16 protein-coding genes are annotated in these 20744 nt (G+C 33.2%); 2 read left to right on the forward strand and 14 right to left on the reverse strand.

Annotated features, from left to right (window positions below):
- The 4 genes from RR554_RS07480 to trxB form a co-directional block, all read right to left on the reverse strand.
- The coding region (locus RR554_RS07480; RefSeq protein ID WP_332467737.1) for a homoserine dehydrogenase at window positions 1-584 on the reverse strand (584 nt) is incomplete at its 3' end.
- 108 nt (window positions 585-692) lie between these two features.
- Window positions 693-998 carry an ArsR/SmtB family transcription factor gene (locus tag RR554_RS07485; RefSeq protein WP_332463602.1) on the reverse strand — a complete coding sequence of 102 codons (306 nt, stop codon included), beginning with the start codon at window positions 996-998 and terminating at the stop codon, window positions 693-695.
- Between the two features lie 34 nt (window positions 999-1032).
- Complete coding sequence (locus tag RR554_RS07490) at window positions 1033-2751, reverse strand: phospho-sugar mutase (protein WP_332467738.1); 1719 nt, start codon at window positions 2749-2751, stop codon at window positions 1033-1035.
- A 173-nt stretch (window positions 2752-2924) separates the two neighbouring features.
- Window positions 2925-3845 (reverse strand): thioredoxin-disulfide reductase, encoded by a 921-nt coding sequence (gene trxB / locus RR554_RS07495; protein WP_332467739.1) that lies wholly within the window; start codon window positions 3843-3845, stop codon window positions 2925-2927.
- Between the two features lie 172 nt (window positions 3846-4017).
- On the opposite strand from trxB, the gene RR554_RS07500 reads away from it, so the two are divergent.
- Window positions 4018-5379, forward strand: coding sequence for an MATE family efflux transporter (locus tag RR554_RS07500; RefSeq protein ID WP_332463628.1), 1362 nt, complete (start codon window positions 4018-4020; stop codon window positions 5377-5379).
- A 312-nt stretch (window positions 5380-5691) separates the two neighbouring features.
- Complete coding sequence (locus RR554_RS07505; RefSeq protein WP_332467740.1) at window positions 5692-6846, forward strand: FtsW/RodA/SpoVE family cell cycle protein; 1155 nt, start codon at window positions 5692-5694, stop codon at window positions 6844-6846.
- Between the two features lie 56 nt (window positions 6847-6902).
- On the opposite strand, the gene RR554_RS07510 is transcribed toward RR554_RS07505, so the two are convergent.
- From RR554_RS07510 to RR554_RS07555, 10 genes are all read right to left on the reverse strand, one after another.
- Window positions 6903-7721 carry a hypothetical protein gene (locus RR554_RS07510; RefSeq protein ID WP_332467741.1) on the reverse strand — a complete coding sequence of 273 codons (819 nt, stop codon included), beginning with the start codon at window positions 7719-7721 and terminating at the stop codon, window positions 6903-6905.
- Between the two features lie 11 nt (window positions 7722-7732).
- The gene (locus RR554_RS07515) at window positions 7733-8581 is read right to left on the reverse strand and encodes a sugar ABC transporter permease (RefSeq protein ID WP_332463607.1); all 849 of its coding nucleotides are present in this window, start codon (window positions 8579-8581) and stop codon (window positions 7733-7735) included.
- Between the two features lies 1 nt (window position 8582).
- On the reverse strand, window positions 8583-9884 hold the full coding sequence (locus tag RR554_RS07520) for a sugar ABC transporter permease (protein WP_332463608.1): 1302 nt from the start codon (window positions 9882-9884) through the stop codon (window positions 8583-8585).
- 71 nt (window positions 9885-9955) lie between these two features.
- Window positions 9956-11212: an extracellular solute-binding protein gene (locus tag RR554_RS07525; RefSeq protein ID WP_332463609.1), complete on the reverse strand. Its 1257-nt coding sequence runs from the start codon at window positions 11210-11212 to the stop codon at window positions 9956-9958.
- Between the two features lie 97 nt (window positions 11213-11309).
- A complete protein-coding gene (locus RR554_RS07530; RefSeq protein ID WP_332463610.1) occupies window positions 11310-13070 on the reverse strand; it encodes a glycoside hydrolase family 13 protein in 1761 nt (586 codons plus the stop codon).
- A gap of 14 nt (window positions 13071-13084) precedes the next feature.
- The gene (locus RR554_RS07535) at window positions 13085-14749 is read right to left on the reverse strand and encodes a glycoside hydrolase family 13 protein (RefSeq protein WP_332467742.1); all 1665 of its coding nucleotides are present in this window, start codon (window positions 14747-14749) and stop codon (window positions 13085-13087) included.
- 180 nt (window positions 14750-14929) lie between these two features.
- Window positions 14930-15892, reverse strand: coding sequence for a LacI family DNA-binding transcriptional regulator (locus tag RR554_RS07540; protein WP_332463612.1), 963 nt, complete (start codon window positions 15890-15892; stop codon window positions 14930-14932).
- A 68-nt stretch (window positions 15893-15960) separates the two neighbouring features.
- Entirely contained in the window at window positions 15961-17070 is a 1110-nt protein-coding gene (locus RR554_RS07545; protein WP_332463613.1) for a hypothetical protein, read from the reverse strand.
- Window positions 17071-17159: 89 nt separating this feature from the next.
- On the reverse strand, window positions 17160-18941 hold the full coding sequence (locus tag RR554_RS07550; protein ID WP_332463614.1) for an ABC transporter ATP-binding protein: 1782 nt from the start codon (window positions 18939-18941) through the stop codon (window positions 17160-17162).
- A complete protein-coding gene (locus RR554_RS07555) occupies window positions 18941-20692 on the reverse strand; it encodes an ABC transporter ATP-binding protein (protein ID WP_332463615.1) in 1752 nt (583 codons plus the stop codon). The genes RR554_RS07550 and RR554_RS07555 overlap by 1 nt, the downstream gene beginning before the upstream one ends.
- Window positions 20693-20744: the final 52 nt, after the last annotated feature.

Genomic DNA, 20744 nt, shown 5'->3' on the forward strand with positions numbered 1-20744 from the left:
GGATCACTCTCTGCAAAGCCTAATTTTTGAGCTTCCAACAGAGCCTCTTCATAACTCCAATTTTTTTGATTCATTTGAGTTAACATAAAGTTTGTTGTTCCATTAACTATGCCTTGAATTAGTTGAATATCATCACTAGAAAAACTATTAGTCAACGTTCGAAGAATTGGAATACCACCTGCAACTGCAGCCTCATAGTACAAATAAACGCCATTTTTCTGAGCCAGTTGCGTTAGTTCATCACCATATTGGGCAATTAAATCTTTGTTAGCCGTCACGACGTGTTTTTTATTTTTAAGTGCGTCTTCTATTGCTTTTTTAGCAAAGGTGACTCCTCCCATTGCCTCAACAACGACCTCAATATTTTCATCTTCAATAATCTCTTTTAGCTCTGTTGTTAGTGTTATATTATATTGATTAGCTATATTTTTTTTAGACTCAATGTTACGAACAAAGGCCTTATTTATAATAAACGATGTTCCTGTCGTTCCTTCAATTTTTTCTTTATTTAAAGATAGAATCAAAGGAATGCCACTACCGACTGTTCCAAGACCCAATAACCCTATGTGTAATGTTTGGCTCATGCTAACTCCTCCTATTGATTAAAAAATGCTCATGTTAATCTCATTCTATTGTTAAGTATACAGAATATTTTCCAATAAAAAAAGCTATTTCAGAAAAATCTGAAATAGCTAGCATTCTATGTGTTTCATATGTAGGAATGTTTCAGTTAAAATATCCGTTACATGTTGATCATCCAAGGAATAAACCACTGTTTTTCCTTCTTTTCTTGATTTAACTAAGTAGTTTTCTCTAAGCAACTTTAACTGGTGGGAAATAGCGGATTGCTCCATTTCCAATTTATTCGTTATTGTCGTTACATTCATTTCTTCTTCAGAAAGTGCAAGTAATATGCGAAGTCTCGTTGGATCGCTTATGCTTTTAAAAAATTTACTCACTCTTTCAATATTCTCTTCAGTCACACCTTCGATAGTCATTGCCATCCCCACTTCATTCTATTAAAAATTTTAGTTACTTAGTGAATTGACTGACAGCTTGTTCAAAGTCTGCTACTTTTTGGTTTGTTTCTTCATGGCTATTTCCTTTAACGCCAAGATAGAATTTAATTTTCGGTTCAGTTCCAGAAGGGCGAATAGCAATCCAACTGCCATCTTCTAAGAAGAATTTCAACACGTTTGCTGTTGGTAATGCAATTGTTTCTTCTTTACCTGAAAGATAAGTTCTTGTTTGTGTTTGGTAATCCTCATAGTAAGCAACTTTAACATCAGCAAATGATGTCGGGATGTTACTTCTAACGTCTTTCATTAGTTGTTGGATTTTTTCAACGCCCTCCATACCACTCATCGTAATGGAAATTGTTTTTTCAGCAAAATAGCCAAACTCTTCATAAATTGATTCAATCGCATCATAAAGCGTTTGATTTTTTTCTTTATAAAATGCTGCGATTTCTGCTAATAATAACAACGCTTGAATAGCATCTTTATCTCTAACAAAAGGTTGTACCAAATAACCATAACTTTCTTCAAAGCCAAAAACAAAAGTTTGAGAATTATCTTTTTCATATTCTTTGATTTTTTCTGCAATAAATTTAAAACCAGTTAAAACATTCACCATTTTAGTGTCAAATTTTTCACAGATTGCTGTTGGTAATTCACTAGATACTATTGATTTTAGCACAACTGCGTCATCTGACAAAGTCCCATGATCTTTTTGTGCTTTTAACAGATAATAAACCATGATGCTACCTAGTTGATTTCCAGTTAATACTTGATAACTTCCATCAGGCATTCTAACTGCGGCACCTAAACGGTCAGCATCTGGGTCAGTCGCAACTAAAAGGTCTGCATTTTCTTTTTCACCTAATTTGATTGCATACTCAAAAGCAGAATGTTCTTCTGGATTAGGAGATTTGACTGTTGAAAAATTAGGATCTGCTACTGCTTGTTCAGGTACTAATTTAAATCTTTCAAAACCTGCTTGTTTTAATGCGCGTTCTCCTAGCATTTTTCCAGTACCATGTAATGGTGTAAAGATCATTTTTAGGTCTTTACCACTTCTAGCAATTAACTCATGGTCAACTGAAACAGATTTAATGTGTTCTAAATACACACTATCCACTTCTTCACCAATCACATTTATAAAGTCACTTGCTTTTTCTTGAGGCATAAAATCAATGCTTAATGGGTTTTTGATTGAACGTACAAAAGCAGTTACTGCATCTGCATCTTGAGGTGGCATTTGACCTCCATCTTCTCCGTAAACCTTAAAACCGTTATATTCTGCTGGATTGTGGCTTGCAGTAATCATAATACCTGCAATACAATTAAAGTGTCTCACTGCAAATGAAAGTTCAGGTGTAGGACGTAAACTTTCAAAAATATAAGATGTAATTCCATGAGCAGCTAAAGTTTCAGCAGCCCCCATAGCAAATTCTGGAGATTGATGTCTTGAATCATACGCGATTGCTACTCCACGTCTTTTTTCTTCTGCTCCAAGATTTTCGATGAACATTGCTAAACCTTCTGTTGCTTGTCTAACAGAATAAATATTCATTCGATTAATTCCTGCGCCAATTACACCTCTCATACCTGCTGTTCCAAATTCTAGCGGTGCATAAAAAGCGTCTTTTAATTCGTTTTCATTTTTTTCCATGGCAGCTAAACTATCTGCTACTAAACCATCAATTGCTTTAAATTCTTTCCATTCCTGATAAACTTCTTTCCAATTCATATTATTCACCTCTGTTTTTTAATCATCTTAATTATACCACTTCAAGAGCGCGTTGAGTAACTAAAAAAAGAGTTTAAGTAAATAAACACTTTTATTTTATTAGAGCAGTTATTTTTCATAAAATGAAAAAGAAGATAAACATTATCTGTTCATCTTCTTTCACGAATTAACAATTATTTATCATCTAAGCTTGTAATATACTTATACACTTCTTGACCTGCAATACTACCATCACCAACAGCTGTAGCAATTTGACGTAACACAGTGTCTCGTACATCTCCAATCGCATAAATACCAGGGATTTTAGTTTCCATGTGGTTATTTGTAACAACCCAACCTTCTTCATTTGTAATGCCTAAATCTTTAAAAGGCTCTGTTAACGGATCTAAACCGATATAGATAAACACACCATCTGCAGAAACTTCTGAAACTTCTTCTGTTTTTGTGTCTTTTAGTGTTATCTTTGTTACTTTTCGTTCATCTCCTGAAAACTCAGTTGGTACTTTATTCCACATAAAATTAATTTTTTCATTTTTAAAGGCACGGTCTTGTAATATTTTTTGTGCACGTAACTCATCACGACGATGAACAATTGTAACTTTGCTAGCAAATTGTGTTAAATACATGCCTTCTTCAACAGCAGAGTCTCCACCACCAATGACATATAAATGACGATCTTTAAAGAAAGCCCCATCACATACCGCACAATACGAAACACCACGACCTGCATATTCTTCTTCGCCAGGAACACCCATTTTACGATGATCACTTCCTGATGCAATAATAACTGTTTTTGCTTCATAGACGTCTTCTTCACAATATACTTTTTTGATTAAGCCTTCATTTTCAATTTTGGTCACATTACCATATGTATGTTTTGCTCCAAAATTTGAAGAATTATCATACATTTTTAGTGCTAAATCTGGTCCAGTAATTGTATCAAAGCCAGGATAATTCTCAACGTCTGATGTGTTCATCAATTGACCACCTGGTGCCCCTCTTTCAATAACAAGAACAGACAAGTCTGAGCGAGAAGCATAAAGCGCAGCTGTCATGCCCCCAGGTCCTGCGCCGATTATAATAACATCATACATAAATACATTCCTCCATTAACTTTCGTTCATACATAACTTTAACTGTTTCCACTACTCTTGTCTATCCTTTTGCTTTAAAAAAAGACCTAGGTTAAAATGATTGACTTATTTATAGATAACGCTAAAATTAGAAAGAATACGTAAAAAAGGAGGAAAAATAATCGGACATATCATAACAAAATCAAAAAATTTTTTCACTGACAATAAATTGTCAAACAAAGATTTATTCTATTTAAGCTGGCCTATTTTTATTGAAATGTTTCTACGGGTATTTATTGGAAATATCAATGTATGGATGATTTCACAGCACTCAGAACCAGCTGTTGCAGCTGTTGGTTCTGCCAATCAACTACTTAATCTATCTGTTTTTATTTACGGTTTTATTACGGTTGGTGTTCAAATCATTATCGCTCAGCTAATTGGAGCTAAAAAACAAGAGCAGATTAAAAGTGTCATTACAACTGGCTTGATTGGTTCATTTTTTATCGGCCTACTTATTAGTAGCGTCTTTGTCACATTTCCAGAGCAATTATTATCATTTATGAATCTTCCAAAAAATATTGTGGAAATTGGTATTCCCTATGTTCAAATTTTTGGAGCTAGTTTATTTGTTACATCTATTTCAGCAGGTATTATTGCTTCTTTAAGAAGTCACGGAAAAACCAAAGCGGCTCTTGCCATACCAACAGTGGCTCTTATTTGTTCCTTAATTGGAAACTACATTGCCTTATATGGGCCTTTCGGATTACCTCACTTAGGAGTTGCTGGACTAGGTATTTCAGCTGTTGTGAGTAATTCAATTGCACTTATTTTAGCTTTCTATATTTTGAATAAAGAGATTCATTTTAATATTTTGAAACTATCATTGAAAGATTTTTCTTTTGAAAAGTTGAAACTTATTTTAACACTGGGTCTTCCATCCTCAGGAGAAAACCTATCCTATACAGCTTCTCAAGTCGTTGTAACCATGATTGTTGCTTCACTTGGACAAAATATTCTAATCGCAAAATCATATGTCACAGCGATTACCCAATTCGTCTATTTAATTGCTGCAGCAATGAGTCAGGGAAATCAAATTATGATTGGTAGAAATATTGGGGCCAGAGAATACGACAGAGCTTATCACCGTGGAAAAAATACGGTTATTCTTGGATTAATCTGCACTGTTACTATTTCTCTAGCAACTTGGGTCTTAATTGTTCCTATTATGCATATTTTTACTGATAATCCTGAAGTTATTGAAATAGCAAAAATAATTTTCTTTGTTGATATTTTTCTTGAAGCTGGTCGAACCATCAATATGACAATGGTTGGTTCATTAAATGCAACTGGCGATGTTAAATTCCCACTGATTTGTAGTTTAATCGTTCTTTGGGTCATCAGCTTACCTTTTTCATATCTCTTAGCAATTTCTCTTCAATTAGGATTACTTGGCGTCTGGTTAGCTTACACAATTGATGAGGGGCTTCGCTCAGTTCTTATGATTCGCCGCTGGAAATCTGGCATTTGGAAAACAAAAGGAAGAATTCATTAGTATTTTACATAGATAGTTAATAATAATCATTAAGCAAAAAAATCAAGCGTTGATTTTTTTGCTTTTTTATTTACAATAACAAAAAATTATTCATTGAATCATTGATATATCAATAATAAAAAGAGTTATGCTGTCAGTATCTGCTATTCGAAATTGGAATAGACGTTTTTTAACACTGTCTGATAATATCTGTTATTTTATCGCATTAAATTTTAAGTTTTTATAAAAGGAAAGGGTTAAAATACACTTTCTATTCATTTAATGGTAGATTAATAAACGAGTATTTTATTTTTTTAGATAAAGGGTGAGTTAATGTCACAAAGAAGAAATTATCATCAAGGTTCAATTATTAATTACGGCTTACTATTACCAATTTTTTTAATGCTACTATTAAGTATTTGGTTACAATATTGGGTCGCTGTTTACGAAGAAGCTGCACCTATTAATCAAGCGATAAAACAATTGATTTTTGTCGTTGTTGGTCTGATTGGTATGCTGGCTATTAAATTTATTGATAAAAAAATTGTTTGGAAATTAGTTCCAATTGTCTATATTTTCTCGTTACTTTTAATGTTATCACTTTACTTTTTTTATGATGTCACAATGTACAATCTAACTGGTACCAAACGTTGGATTGATATTTTTGGAATTAAATTTCAGCCCTCTGAATTAGCGAAAATCGCCTATATTCTTTTCATTTCAAAACAATTAATCAAATATGATTTAACAACTACTGAGAAATCATTAACCACTGATTTACATTTATTAAAACGCCTTGTTTTATATAGTCTTCCTTTATTTGCTTTGATGTTTATGCAAAAGGACTTTGGAACGTCACTTGTTTTTGTTTGTGTACTCGGTGCATTATTAATTGCTGTAGGACTTGATTGGCGCATTATTGCTACTTTAGCTAGTATTTTAATTGTTCTAGGAATTCTTTTAATTATCTTAGTTTTTACAGAATACGGGAATGATATTCTCTCTTCACTGCATTTTAAACAATATCAACTAGATCGAATCAAGTCATGGAGAAATCCTTACGATTATTCTGATACCATTGCCTATCAACAAGTTCAGGGATTAGTCGCTATGGGTTCTGGTGGCATGTTTGGAAAAGGTGCAAGTGGCATTGAAGTCTATGTTCCAGTAAGAGAATCAGACATGATTTTTACCTTTATTGGTGAAGCTTATGGCTTTGTTGGTGCCTCATTAGTTGTCATTCTTTACTTTTATCTCTTTTTCCAGATTTTTTATGCTGGGCTAAAAAGTAATTCAAAATTTAATATTTATATTTGTGTAGGTATTGTCTTTATGTTAGTTTTTCAAACCTTTGAGAATATTGGAGCCTCAATTGGCTTACTGCCTTTAACAGGTATTCCTTTGCCATTTTTAAGTCAAGGTGGAACATCTCTTGTTGCTACGTTGATAGCATTAGGGTTAATTTTTGAAATGGACGTCTATAATTAATCAAAAAAGAGTTAGAAAGAAAACAATTATGTTTTCTTTCCAACTCTTTTATTTAATTAATGAAGTGAGCCACCGACTGCTAACGTGTCATTAAATTTTGTTTTGGCAAATATTATAAGTACTTCAATTGCTAGTCCAAATGCTTGAATCATCAACATCATACTGACATCGTAATAAACCAAACCTACCACGACTGCAATCAATGTACTCAAAAACAACGCATTTAATGTAATATTGACCGACTCTTTAAAGGTTTTAATCGTTGATAAATGATTTTTCCGCGTTAACCATAAGAAAAATGACGTTCCAAATATCAAAAATAACGTACTACTTAACACAAGCAAACCGACTAAAAAGAAGGTGCTTAGGATGCGATAAGACGTATTTTGAATATTCCATTCCTTTGTTAACCACGTATTAACATCATTTATTGACGTTAATTTTGAAAAGTCCCAACTTTCTGTATACCTTAATTGAAATATTAAGCCATTTTCATCTTTAATGACTAATTGATTTGTCTCAAAATTTAAACCACTTTTGACTTTTTCAAAATCCTCTTTCGATCCATTAATAAAAATAGCATCGCTAACCTTTTTTGTTTTTGTTTCAACTAATTGATTGTTTTCAATTTTTATTTCTTGAAAAATCCCAACATCTGTTTTTAAAATTTCTTTTGACAAACTTGGCATAATGTCACCCAATTTTAGATTGGGAGTTTTACTTGCGTTAATTGCCACGGGATTTAGCATCAGAAATACTAAAAATATTGTAACAATAATCATTTGCCAGACTTTCAAATCGTTTCGATTTAAAAACATTTTTTTTGATGAAAAACTATTCGCAAAATAGGTAACGGGAAATTGACTTGACTTCATTAATAAAACTCCTATCCTTTTGTTCCTCCTGCAAGTAACCCTGAAACAAAGTTCTTTTGTAAGAAGAAGAATAACACTGAAATTGGTAAAGCAATTAAAATAGCTCCTGCAGCAAATAAAGCGACTTGAGGGTCATTTTTATCACTGATAAAGGTTTGTAACCCTACAGCTACAGTAATCTTTTCTGGTGTACGTAATAAAAATTTAGCTAACATATAATCACCAAATGGTCCCATAAATGCCCATAATGCTTGAACAGCAATCATTGGTTTGACTAATGGTAACACAATTTGTGCAAAAATTCTAAAATGACCGGCACCATCTAATTTAGCAGATTCATCTAAATCAATCGGTACTGTATCAAAATACCCCTTCATTAACCAAGTATTCATCGGAATCCCACCACCAATATAAATCAATGTTAAGAACCATGGTTGGTCTAAAGCATTTAATAAAAGAGCCATAACATAAAACGCAGTCAAAGCTGCCATTGTAGGTACCATTTGAACAATTAAAAATAATTTTAAACTGCTATTTCGCCCAACAAAACGGTAACGGCTATAAGTATAACCGGCTAAAGTGATAATAGCTACCTGGCAAACCATAGTAAAAATAGCAATAATCAACGTGTTAACATACCATTTTCCGTATAAAGTATCTCCCAATAAACGACTAAAATTATTAAGGGTCCAATCACCTTTAAAGTCCAAATTAAAGGCATTTACATTACCAGATTTAAAAGCGGTACTCACTGTAATCAATAACGGATAAATAATTACAATCGCCAATATAATCATAAATAGATACGTGAAAAAATGTGTTAAAAATCGTGTTCGTTTTACGGAGTGAGTTGTTTTCATTTTATTTGCCCTCCATATCAAAAGCATTTGTTTTCTTGAAGACAATCATCGAAATACTAATAACGATAAATGAGATAATTAACGTTACTGCTGCTGCTACAGAATACTGTGGCGCATTTCCAGTAGTTAATTTATAAATCCAAGAAATCAAGATATCTGTTGAGCCGGCACCACCACCAACACTTCCTGGTCCACCATCGTTAAATAAATAAATCATTGAGAAGTTATTAAAGTTTCCAGTATATTGAGTGACAAAAATAGGCGCTGCTACAAATAAAATCATTGGTAACGTGATTGTATTAAATCGTTGCATCGCATTTGCCCCATCAATTTTGGCCGCTTCATATAATTCTTCAGGAATTGATTGAAGTATCCCGGTTGTCATAACATAAATATAAGGGAAGCCTAACCAACCTTGAATCATTATGATGGCTACTTTTGTCCAGAATGGATCTGTCTTCCAAGCAACCGCACTGATATCAACAAGTGGCAAGTGATTTAACATTGGAATAACTTGGGTATTAATTGCCCCAATACTATCGTTAAACATATTTGAAAAACTCATAATTGTGATAAAAGCTGGAACTGCCCAAGGAAGTAAGAAAATAACACCAAACAATCTTTTTCCTTTAATAAATTGTTGATTAGCAATAACGGCCGTTAAAACACCTAAAACAATTTGTAAGGTTGACGCACATACAGTCCAAATTACTGTCCAACTAAATACAGAAGTAAACGTTGAGCGATATGAACTTAAGAAGAAGATACTAAAGAAATTCTTAACCCCTACCCAGTCAATTAAGCCAGCTGGTGGAATATGCCTAAAGTCATAGTTTGTAAATGCCATAAATAATGTAACTAAAACTGGGAAAATAATAGCAACAGTCATTACCAAATACGCTGGTAATGTTAATAAATAAGGAAAGCCTTCATCTAATATATTATTAAGAAGACCTTTAGCTGTTGTGTTGATTTTTTGTCCTTCATTCCATCTTCTAGCAACAACATGGGCATCTCTTAAATTAAGACCATAAAAAATTAAGCCAATTGCCATAATGATGATTTGCAGTGTTCCTTCTATTAACAGAAAGAGCGAATGATCTTCAACAGGAACTGTACCTAGTGTAATAAATCCATTAAGCGCTGAAAAACCTACAGTCAGTAATTCAATTAAGAAAATAGCAAAAACGCCTAAAAATATAAACCCTTTAACTTTTTGTTCGTTATATATTTGTCCTAGACCAGGAATGATTGAAAGAAGGGTCGCTTTTTTTACATCCTTTTGTTTTTGAGTGGTATTCATATTTATTTCTCCTTATCTAAAAAAACAAGAAATCGGCAGAGTTATTTTGAGCGCTCTGCCGATTAATCCCCTTATTCGCCGTATTTTTGTTCGATATTTTCGTTAATAACTTTCACTGCAGCATCTGCAGCTTCTTGAGGAGTTTTCTTACCAGATGCAGCATCAAACATTAAGTTTTCTCCACCAGTCCATACTTCAGCCATTTCTGGAATGTTAGGCATTGGTTTTGCATTTTTATATTGTTCGATAACAGCGTTTGTTAATTCATTATTTTCTTTTGTTGCAATTTTACGTGCATTATTATTTGCTGGTACTTCTTGTGTTAATTTGTATAATGTTTCTTGGTTTTTATCATTTGTTAAGTACTCAACAAGTTTTTCTGATACTTCTTTGTTTTTAGAGTAGTTGCTGACAACCCATGCTTTTCCTCCACCAAATGCTTCATATTCTTTACCATTTTTAAGTGTTGGAATCTTAGCAACGCCGTAGTTAACACCTGAATCTTTGTAGTTAGCTGCAGCCCAAGGTCCATCAATAATTGCTGCTGTATGTCCACCAACAAATTGGTTAGTAATGAAATCTCCAGCAGATTTTTTATCCATCATACCTTTTGGCCAAGTGTTTTTGAACCAATCAGTTGCATATTGAATTCCTTCAACAGCTCCCTTATTATTTAAACCAACATCTTTAGCGTCAGTGCCATCTTTACCAAATGCATAACCACCGTAACCAGAAATTAATCCGTAAGTAGAATAAAAGTCAGTCCATTTAGCTAAGAATGCTGTATTTTTTCCTGCTTCTTCTTTAAAGGCATATTTGTCATCTTTAGCAAGTTCTTCTAAATCTGCAAATGTTTTAGGTGCATCTTTAATTAAGTCTTTGTTATAGTACATAACTAACGTTTCAACAACAGCTGGCGCTCCGTAGAACTTACCGTCTACTGTTACTTGACGTTCGTCAGTTGCATCATAGTTAGAATCTTTACTTAATTTAACTTCTGATAAATGACCTTGTTGGCCCAATGGTCCTAAGCGGTCATATGCAGACATCATCACATCTGGTGCTTTACCAGCAGGTCCATCAAGAGATAGAGCATCTAATTGATCGAACATATCTTTTTCGATTAATTTAATTTTAACACCATTTTCTTTTTCAAAGTCGCCTTTAACTTCTTCAAGGTACTTAATGTAACCTTTATCGACTGACACTTCTATTGTGTTATCTTTTTTGCCTTCATCTTTTTTGTCGCCGCCTCCACACGCTACTAATGTTAATAATGTAGATGCTGCTACTAAACCTAAACCAAAGCGCTTCCATCCTTTTTTCATTGAAAAGCCTCCTATGTATTTTCTTTACCCTCTTAGATTATTCTGTTACGCCTTACAATGCAACCGTTTTTACAATGTTACCGATAACACCTTTTATCTATTTAGCAATAATGAAACCATTTTCTTTTATCACATAACCTTCTGATGTTTTTTCGCTATTTTGACTCATTAAAACATCGATATTTCCTGTAACAACTTGATTCTTAGTTCCTTTGTTAAAGTATCCTTTTACATGTCCTTCTTTTGTTTGACGCGTAAACTCAACAAATTTACCTTCATTATCTAGTTTCTCAAAAGTTAACTCACCGTAAGACAAAACAGCTTGTTGTTCTTTACGTAGCGCAACCAGTTGCTTAATAAAGTCTAAGAAAACTAAATCTTGTTTATCTTCTTCCCAAACCATACATCTACGGCAATCTGGGTCATTATCACCTGTCATTCCTATTTCAGTTCCATAATAGATACACGGAGAACCATGTTGCATAAATGTAAAGGCTAATGTCATTTTCGCAATATCTTTGTTTTCTCCTGCTAAATGAAGCAAGCGCGCTGTATCATGTGAATCTAAACAGTTAAACATCACTTGGTTGGTTTGATCTCGGTACAACATTAATTGCTCGTACAAACCACTTGCCATCTTAGTTGATGAAATAGCATCTTTTACAAAGAAATTGGTAATTGTTTCGGTAAAGGCGTAATTCATAACTGCGTGGAACTCATCTCCATTTAACCAACTTTGTGATGAGTGCCAAATTTCGCCTAAAATATAAAAATCCTTGTCTAAGTCTGTTGTTTCTTTGTAGAATCGTTTCCAGAAATGATGATCCACTTCGTTTGCAACATCTAAACGCCATGCATCTATATTAAATTCTTTAATCCAGTAAGTCGCAATATCTAATAAATAATCTTGAACTTCTACATTAGCTGTATTTAATTTTGGCATCATTGGTGTAAAAGCAAACGTATCATAAGATAAAGTTTTAGCGCCTTCTACATTGCCATTTTTGCCTAGTTCAACTGGAAAACTATGGATATGGAACCAATCTTTGTACTTAGATTTTTCTTCATTTTTAACAACATCTTGAAACTGAGGAGAATAGTATCCCATATGGTTAAATACCGCATCCAACATTACTTTAATGCCACGTTTGTGTGCTTCTTCTACTAATTTTTTAAATAATGCTTTATCTCCAAAGTCTGGATCCACATCAAAATAATCAATTGTATCATATTTATGATTAGACGATGCTTTAAAAATTGGACAGAAATACAAACCGTTGATACCTAAGTCGACTAGGTAATCTAAGTGATCAATCACACCTTGTAAATCGCCACCAAAGAAGTCTTCTCTACCAGGTAATTTACTGTTCCAAGGTAGTGTTTGTTCTGGATCATTACTTTTATCTCCATTAGCAAAACGTTCTGGAAAGATTTGATACCAAACAGTTTCTTTTACCCACTCAGGTGATTTGAAACGATCTATCTCTTGGAAAAATGGCATTCTGAAATAATTTTCAGCTTTCTCAATAGCCTCCTCAGACATATCAAAAATACCACGATCTCCGTAAAAGACTTTCTCTTCATCTCTACCAATCACATGAAAGGCATATTGAACACGTCTAAACTCAGCATGGACAGCTATTTGCCAATAATCATAGTCCTCAGTTGAAGCAACAATATGCATAGCTTCCGATTGATTGTACCACTTATCTTCATTAATCAAATAAGGGTCTCCTTTAATAATTTTAACTTCTTTTACATCATCTTTTTTTGTTCTTAAACGAATGTGCATAACCTCTTTTTCAAAAAGGTAAGCGTACTCGCTGTCTGGTCTATGTAATAATGCTGCTCTTTCCATCTATCTTATCATCCTTATCTTCTATAAACTTTGTATGTATATGGCGCAAGTTCTTCGTTATCAAGACTATCCCCTGAATCAATAACAAGGTGCCATTGGTCTAATTCTTTTATACAATCTGGTATTTCTGCAAAATTTTCAGTTAAATTACAAATAACAATCGCTTCTTCTTCTTCAAATGAACGCTTATAAGCTAAGACATTATCATCACTTTCTAAAAAAGTAACAGCCCCAAAAGAAAATAAATCTTCTTTTTTAAGCAATAATAGTCGTTGATAAAAATGTAAAACACTATTTTCATCTTTCATTTCGAATTCAACATTATATGTTTCTTCAACATTCTCCCCAATCCAACTCGCTTGTGTTGAAAAACCAGCATGACTTGTCCTATCCCACTGCATGACACCACGACTAGCCTCTTTATTAGCAGAAGCAATAATCGCTAGGGAATCTTCCTTGCTAAAGCCGTTTTCTAGTAATTGAATATGTTGATCCACTGCCTTTGGACTTTGGAATGTATGAATATTATCTATTTCTAAATTTTTCATACCTAATTCTTCTCCGTATAAAATAACCGGAATTCCTCGAAGTAGATACATCCCTGTAGCTAATGCTTTGGCACTTTTATCTCTGTACTCTTTATCATTCCCAAATCTCGAAACCATTCTTGGCATATCATGATTGTTCCAATAAAGTGTTGGATACTTCTCAACAGTTAGTGTTTCTTGCCAATCAATTAGATTTTCTTTCATTCGTTTGGCATCAATTGTTTTACTTTCAAGACCTTTTGGAATTTTAACATCTTTACTAGTTATTTTTTCCTCAAAGTGATCAAAAGAAATAACCGCACTACATAAATCTTCTCTAATGTAACTATCAGCCAAACTTGGAGTAGCTGAAGCTGCCTCGCCTAAAATAAAGCAATTCGGATTAATTTCTCTAATTTCTGAAATAAATTCAGATAAAAATCGTTTTACTTCAGGTAAATTGGCATAATACTCTTCTGCTAAAGCTATTTCTCCATCTGGAACGCCTTGAACATCAAGAGAAAAATCGTCTTTCACCATATGAATAAAAGCATCTAATCTGAAACCATCAATTCCTTTTGCTAACCAAAACTTGGCAATATCGACCATTGATTTTTTTACTTCTGGATTCTTCCAGTTTAAATCAGGCATTTTTTTATCGAACAAATGGAAATAGTATTGTTCACTTTTATGGTCCTTCTCCCAAACAGAGCCACCAAAGAATGATTCCCAGTTATTAGGATACGAGCCATCTAATTTAGCATCTGCCCATAAATAGTAATCTCGGTAAATATTTTGCGGTCCTTTGATTGCTTCTTGAAACCAAGGATGCTCACTAGATGTATGATTTAGAACTAAATCAAATATAATCTTCAACTCACGCTTATGTGCCTCTTCAATTAATTTCTCTACATCATTTAAATCGCCAAAAATTTCATCGATAGCGTAATAATTTGAAATATCGTAACCGTTATCAACTTGTGGCGAAATAAATATTGGGTTTAGCCAAAGCGTATCGACACCTAAAGCCTTGATATAATCAAGAGACTCAATCATACCCTTTAAGTCACCGATCCCATCATTATTTGCATCTTTAAAGCTTTTCGGATAAATTTGATACACAATTGCTTTTTCCCACCAATTTTGATTCATTGTTTTCCCTCCTTTGTAAGCTCATTCATAGTCTATGAAATGTTACAAAATAACTCAACTATTAATGTCGTGTTAACGTTAACAAAAAAATAAACCAAAGAAAAAATCAACTTTTGGTTTAATTAACTAAAAAAGTTGTAACAAAAACCTCTTAAAGGTTTGCTACAACTTTTCTTACATTTATGCATTTTCGTTTTTTCGGGTGCTTCCTCTGACGATTAAAGACGCTTCAAACAATTGATTTCCTTGTGGTGCTCCTTTTTGTTTGATTTTATTTAATAGCATCGTCGCACAAGCTGCTCCCATCTCAAAAACAGGTTGTTTCACTGTGGTTAATCTTGGTGAGGCAATCTGATCTAAAAAGACACCGTCAAAGCCCACAACACCATAATCATCAGGAATTGAAGCTTTCACTTTTTGAAGTCCTCTTTCAACCCCAATTGCTAACCGGTCACTACTACAAACAAATGCTGTCTTTTTAGGATACCTAGCAAATTGCTCCTCTATAAATCTTTCAGAATAACGAGAGCCATTTGTAAATCTGACAATTTCTGGTACCTTTTGATATCTTTGCATCGTGTTTATATAGCCTGATTCTCTAGAAAATTCAAAAGCTTCTTTCACATCAATTCCAACATAAACAATTTTTTCAAAGCCTTCCTTAATGGCATGCTCTGTTGAAAGTTCCGTTCCTTTAGCATTATCTGTATCAACAAAATCATAGCCATAACGGTTTTCTCCAAATAAAACAAAGGGGCGTTCCAAGCGTTCAATCCAAGCGTAATCCTCTTCTCTCATGCCTGTAATAATATAGCCATCACTTTGTCCAACATCAAAACTATTTTCCGTCACAAGTTGCAATGAATATTGATGCTTATCTAGTTCTTTGGATATACCCATTAATAAATTCATATAGTAAGGCTCAGTTGTATCAATTTCCTCTAAAATAAAGAATTTGATAACTTGTGTTCTATTATTAGCTAACGCCTTAGCTGCAACATTTGGCTTATAATCTAAGTCTTTCATCGCTTTAAAAACAAGCTCTTTTAATTCATCCGTTACTTTTTCTGGATGATTAATAACACGTGATACTGTCATTTTTGAAACATTGGCTTTTTTGGCAACATCTGATAAGGTTGTCATTTTATCCCCCACTTAAATAAACTAATTAATGCTATTATACTGTAATTCAGAAAATTCGCCACTACTATTTACTTTTCACGTTTACGGTTAATCTTTTCTTCTAAAGATTTAAGTAATATCTCTTCTACGTAAAATTCACCTAAATTACCTGTTTTAGCTTTCATTTGTAATGCTTCTTGAATGGTTTTTAACGCCTTATCTTCCTTTTTCTCATAAGCAAATTGGATTCCCGCAACTACTCGTAAATTACTAACCATTTTCGTTTGTAAGTACTTTGCTAGACCTCTATCTGTCATCAACTCTTCAATACGAGCATCAGTTTTTTGCGGTTCTTTTTTCTTATGGATTAATAAAAAATAAAGCATTTCTTTTTTCAATTCAATTTGATAAGGAACGATTAACTCTTCTCTTTTAAGCCATAAGTCTTCAATGTAGTCATCAACATCTACCCAATTTTGTTTCTCAAGTAGTAATCCTAACGTGAGAAATGCTTGATAATCTTCAAAATAAGTATGTGTTTCTTCTTCAGAAACTGGTAAGAAATATTCCTCAGGTAACTCAGAGAACTTACTTCCTGTACTCATTTTAGCGTTACTTGCTAGTTGAATATATAGTAAACGTTCCTTGTTTAAAGACGACCTAGCAATTTTCAAAGTACTTCCATCATTAAAACCATTAGGTAAGCCATTTAACAAAAAAAATAGAACACCAACTAAAACAAATTCTAATACCATAATCGGATTAAATAAATAAAAAATAAAACTTAGCGCACTAAATAAAAGATTGGCGATAACTCCTCCCAATAAATAGAGTTGATAGGGAAAATGTCCATCGTTCATCTCTGGTGGTGTTAGCAAACATTGTCCCATCGTTCCAGGTACTTTTGAGCGGACTATTTTAAATTTACCTTCTTGCTTAATTACGCAAAAGGAAAATACTCGGTAACTCAAAAACGTATGCCCCGTTAATAGCCCAAAAACTAAATGTCCGGCCTCATGAATTATTATATGAAGAACAAATGCCACTGCTAGAAAAGCAAAAGATAAAATTAATTGTACACGACTTAACTCAAGTGACATTGAATAATAACCAATACCAGAACCTAAAATACCACTGATAAACATGGTTAATAGTAATGGAATGATTGTTTCTAATTTACTTTTTTTATTTTTTTTCATCAAGAAACCTCCTATAGAAGAATTTTAACATAACAAAAAGAAGATAACACCTCTATTTAATAATAGGTGTTATCTTCAATTTAGTGAGATTAAATCTGGTTATTTTGCAAACGATACATGTCATAATATAAACCTTCTTGTTCAATTAATTCATCATGATTTCCACGCTCTACAATATGACCTTTTTCTAATACTAAAATTAAATTAGCATCTTTAATCGTCGAAAGTCGATGAGCAATGGCAATGGTAGTTCGACCAGCTCGCATTTTTTTAAGACCTTCTTGAATTAAGTTTTCTGTTTCTGTATCAATATTAGCCGTTGCTTCATCCAATACTAGTATTTTAGGGTCTGTTACAATTGTTCTAGCAAAAGAAATCAATTGTCTTTGTCCACTTGAAAAACTGGATCCCCCTTCTAATACTTTGGCATGATATTTATTAGGTAATGTATTAATATACTTGTCTGCCTGAACAAATTTTGCGGCCTCTTCAATTTGCTCATCTGTAATATGTTGATTTAACAATCTAATATTGCTAGAAATATCCCCGTAAAACATAAACGCATCTTGTAAAACAAGTCCCATTTTTGCTCTTAACTCTTCGATTGAATAATCTTTAATATCCACATCATCAATCAAAATTTGACCATCATAAAATTCATAAAAACGCATTAAAACATTGATAATCGAACTTTTTCCACTTCCTGTATGACCAACTAAAGCAACTGTTTCACCAGGATTTGCGGTAAAGCTGATATTATTTAACACATTATGTTTTCCATCATAAGAAAACGTAACATTTCTAAATTCAATTTTTGCGTCACTAATCTTTGCATTGGCACCTGGATTTTGCTCTGGTGTTAATTCTTCATGATCTAAAATCGTGATAATTCGACTTCCAGCTACTACGCCATCTTGAAAAATACTCAAGAAATCCATCATGTTAATCATTGGATTAAAGAATTGTTGGACGTAGGAGATAAACGCATAAATTAAGCCTACCTCAACAGGCGATTTAAGTGCATCAAATCCAAAGAACCCTAACACTAATGCTGTTGCTAATGCAAAAAGCAAATTTATAATTGGTGCAAGTAAAAGAGAATTGGTTTTAATCATCGCATATTTTGATTGCAAATAATCATCATTACTTGCTTCGAATTCTTCTTCTAATCGTTTTTCTTGTCTGAAATATTGAATAACCGCCATTCCTGAAATAGATTCGTTCAATTTAGTATTTAAATGACTTAATTTTTCCCGCATTCCTCGGTAAATTCTTGAGCTAAATTTTTGATAATACCAAATAATAACACCCAAAATTGGAAAGAACACTAAACAAATTAAGGTTAACTCAAGATTAATAAAAGCCATGGCTGAAAATGAAGCCACAACGCCAAATAAAGCTGATAAAACCATTAAAAAGACTAACCAAAATTCAAATAATGTTTCTGTATCATTCGTGACACGCGAAACAATTGAACCTGCTGGTGTTTGGTCAAAATATCTCATACCTAAAGTTTGTAGCTTTTCAAATAATGCCACGCGAATGGACTGATATGTTTTCAACGAACCTTTAAAATAAAGAACCCATTGACCGTACCAAACAAGAGCTTTAAAGATAATACCAAATGCGTAAAGTCCCGCAAAATAAAGAATAATAGTCATTGTCGCATCTTGATTGGTTAAATGATTATCCATAAAAATTTGAAGTATTTTTGGTAGAATAATATTAACAATAGCTAAAGAAACAGCAAATAACAATGACAAGACAAACTCTTTTTTAAATGGTTTAGCAAACGTTAATAAACGCTTAATAATTGTCGTCTGTTCTTTCATCGTAAATGATTTTGACCACACTGATTTTGATTCTTCCATTACCTAACACCTCCTTCAATTTTATTTTCAAGTTGTTGGTAATCAAACATTTTTTTGTACCAACCATTTAAAGCGATTAATTCATCGTGTTTACCACGTTCAATAATTCGTCCTTCATCAACCACGATAATTTCGTCCGCATGCTTCACACTACTTAATCGATGCGTACTAATAATCGTCGTTTTATTTTCTCGTGATTCTCTTAAATTGGTTAAAATGAGCTCTTCTGTTTTCGCATCAACAGCTGATAACGCATCATCTAGTATGAGTAACTCAGGTTGAACAAGTAATGCTCTAGCAATCGAGATACGTTGTTTTTGTCCCCCTGATAAAGAAACGCCTCTTTCACCAACCATCGTGTCATATCCATTTGAAAAACCTAAAATATCTTCGTGAACTGCTGCTTCACTCGCTATTTTTTCTACCTCTTCTTGTGTTGCTTTTGGTAAGCCAAAACGGATATTATCTCGAACTGTCATTGAGAAAAGAAAATGATCTTGTGGAACATAACCAAGTGAATGAAGTAGCGCGTCAAGTGTGTATTCCTGAATTGGATGATGGTTAACTTTAATCGTTCCTTCGTAATCATCATATTCACGCATTAATAATTTTAAGATAGTCGTTTTACCAGCTCCTGTTTTGCCGACAATCCCTAATGTCTTACCTTCAGCCAAATCAAAATGAATATCTGTCAAGGTCGCCTTTTCATCACCATTATAAGTAAATGAATTTAGCTGATAATTAATATCTCCTGAAGCAGGCTCTTTAATCCCTTTGGTATTCTCTTTAATATGAGACTCTTCTCTCATCAAATCAGATACTCTATCATAACTTGCATTTCCTCTTTGAATAACGTTAAAAAAACGACCTATTGCAAACATCGGCCAAACTAACATGCCAATATAGTTGAAAAAAGAAATCAACTGACCAATAGAAATAACGTTTTCCACAACAAAGTAGCCACCTAAAATAATAGAGATAATGTAAGACATACCAATCACTAAAGTAATCAGTGGATCAAATAACGCATCCAAATTATTTACTTTATTATTTTTTTCAATTGAAAAATCAATTTTCTTTTGAAAATCTTCAATATCTTCTGTTTCTTGTCCAAAAGTTTTAATCACTTTAATTCCAGTGATACTTTCTTGAGTTTTGTCGTTAAGTTTAGAAAATGCGCCTTGAGAATCTTTAAATGCTTCATGCATTTTGTTTCCTAATTTACTTGATAGTATAGCAAGTAATGGAAACGGAATTAATGCAATCAGTGTCAAACGTGGATCAACAAATAGCATCATCGCAATCACTGTGGTTACTCCCGAAATAAACGCATCAGCAAATGTTAAAATACCTGCTCCTGCCACATTTTGAATGGCATTTAAGTCATTGGTTGCATGAGCCATTAAATCACCCGTTCGATATTTTTGATAAAACACTTGATCCATTTGAGTAAAATGATGGAACAGTCTTTTTCTCATAAGCTTTTCTAATCTGGCAGCTCCTCCCCAAATATGTTTTCGCCATACAAAGCGTAAACAGTAAACAACAATCCCAGAAATGACAAGTAAACTTATCCAACTTACCAACTTGTTTGCAGTTAACGTCTTAGCTGCAACACTGTCTACAACAATCCCGATAATTTTAGGTGGTATCAGTTGAATCAAGGCAACAAGTACCAAGGCTGATACGCCTAAAAAATAGTTTTTTCTCTCTTCTTTAAAAAACCAAGAGAGCTTTTTAAAAATAATCAAATCCTTCACTCCTTTTTTATATACAAAAAAACAGGTGCAAAAAAAGCACCCG

It is taken from the genome of Vagococcus sp. (assembly GCF_036639995.1).
Lineage (GTDB): Bacteria > Bacillota > Bacilli > Lactobacillales > Vagococcaceae > Vagococcus.

Coding starts and splice junctions, on each gene's coding strand:
- RR554_RS07490 (WP_332467738.1), bottom strand. CDS start 2,751: ATGAATTGGAAAGAAGTTTATCAGGAATGGAAAGAATTTAAAGCAATT.
- RR554_RS07545 (WP_332463613.1), bottom strand. CDS start 17,070: ATGAAAAAAAATAAAAAAAGTAAATTAGAAACAATCATTCCATTACTA.
- RR554_RS07510 (WP_332467741.1), bottom strand. CDS start 7,721: ATGAAGTCAAGTCAATTTCCCGTTACCTATTTTGCGAATAGTTTTTCA.
- RR554_RS07525 (WP_332463609.1), bottom strand. CDS start 11,212: ATGAAAAAAGGATGGAAGCGCTTTGGTTTAGGTTTAGTAGCAGCATCT.
- RR554_RS07540 (WP_332463612.1), bottom strand. CDS start 15,892: ATGACAACCTTATCAGATGTTGCCAAAAAAGCCAATGTTTCAAAAATG.
- RR554_RS07505 (WP_332467740.1), top strand. CDS start 5,692: ATGTCACAAAGAAGAAATTATCATCAAGGTTCAATTATTAATTACGGC.
- RR554_RS07520 (WP_332463608.1), bottom strand. CDS start 9,884: ATGAATACCACTCAAAAACAAAAGGATGTAAAAAAAGCGACCCTTCTT.
- RR554_RS07535 (WP_332467742.1), bottom strand. CDS start 14,749: ATGAATCAAAATTGGTGGGAAAAAGCAATTGTGTATCAAATTTATCCG.
- RR554_RS07485 (WP_332463602.1), bottom strand. CDS start 998: ATGACTATCGAAGGTGTGACTGAAGAGAATATTGAAAGAGTGAGTAAA.
- RR554_RS07530 (WP_332463610.1), bottom strand. CDS start 13,070: ATGGAAAGAGCAGCATTATTACATAGACCAGACAGCGAGTACGCTTAC.
- RR554_RS07515 (WP_332463607.1), bottom strand. CDS start 8,581: ATGAAAACAACTCACTCCGTAAAACGAACACGATTTTTAACACATTTT.
- trxB (WP_332467739.1), bottom strand. CDS start 3,845: ATGTATGATGTTATTATAATCGGCGCAGGACCTGGGGGCATGACAGCT.
- RR554_RS07550 (WP_332463614.1), bottom strand. CDS start 18,941: ATGGAAGAATCAAAATCAGTGTGGTCAAAATCATTTACGATGAAAGAA.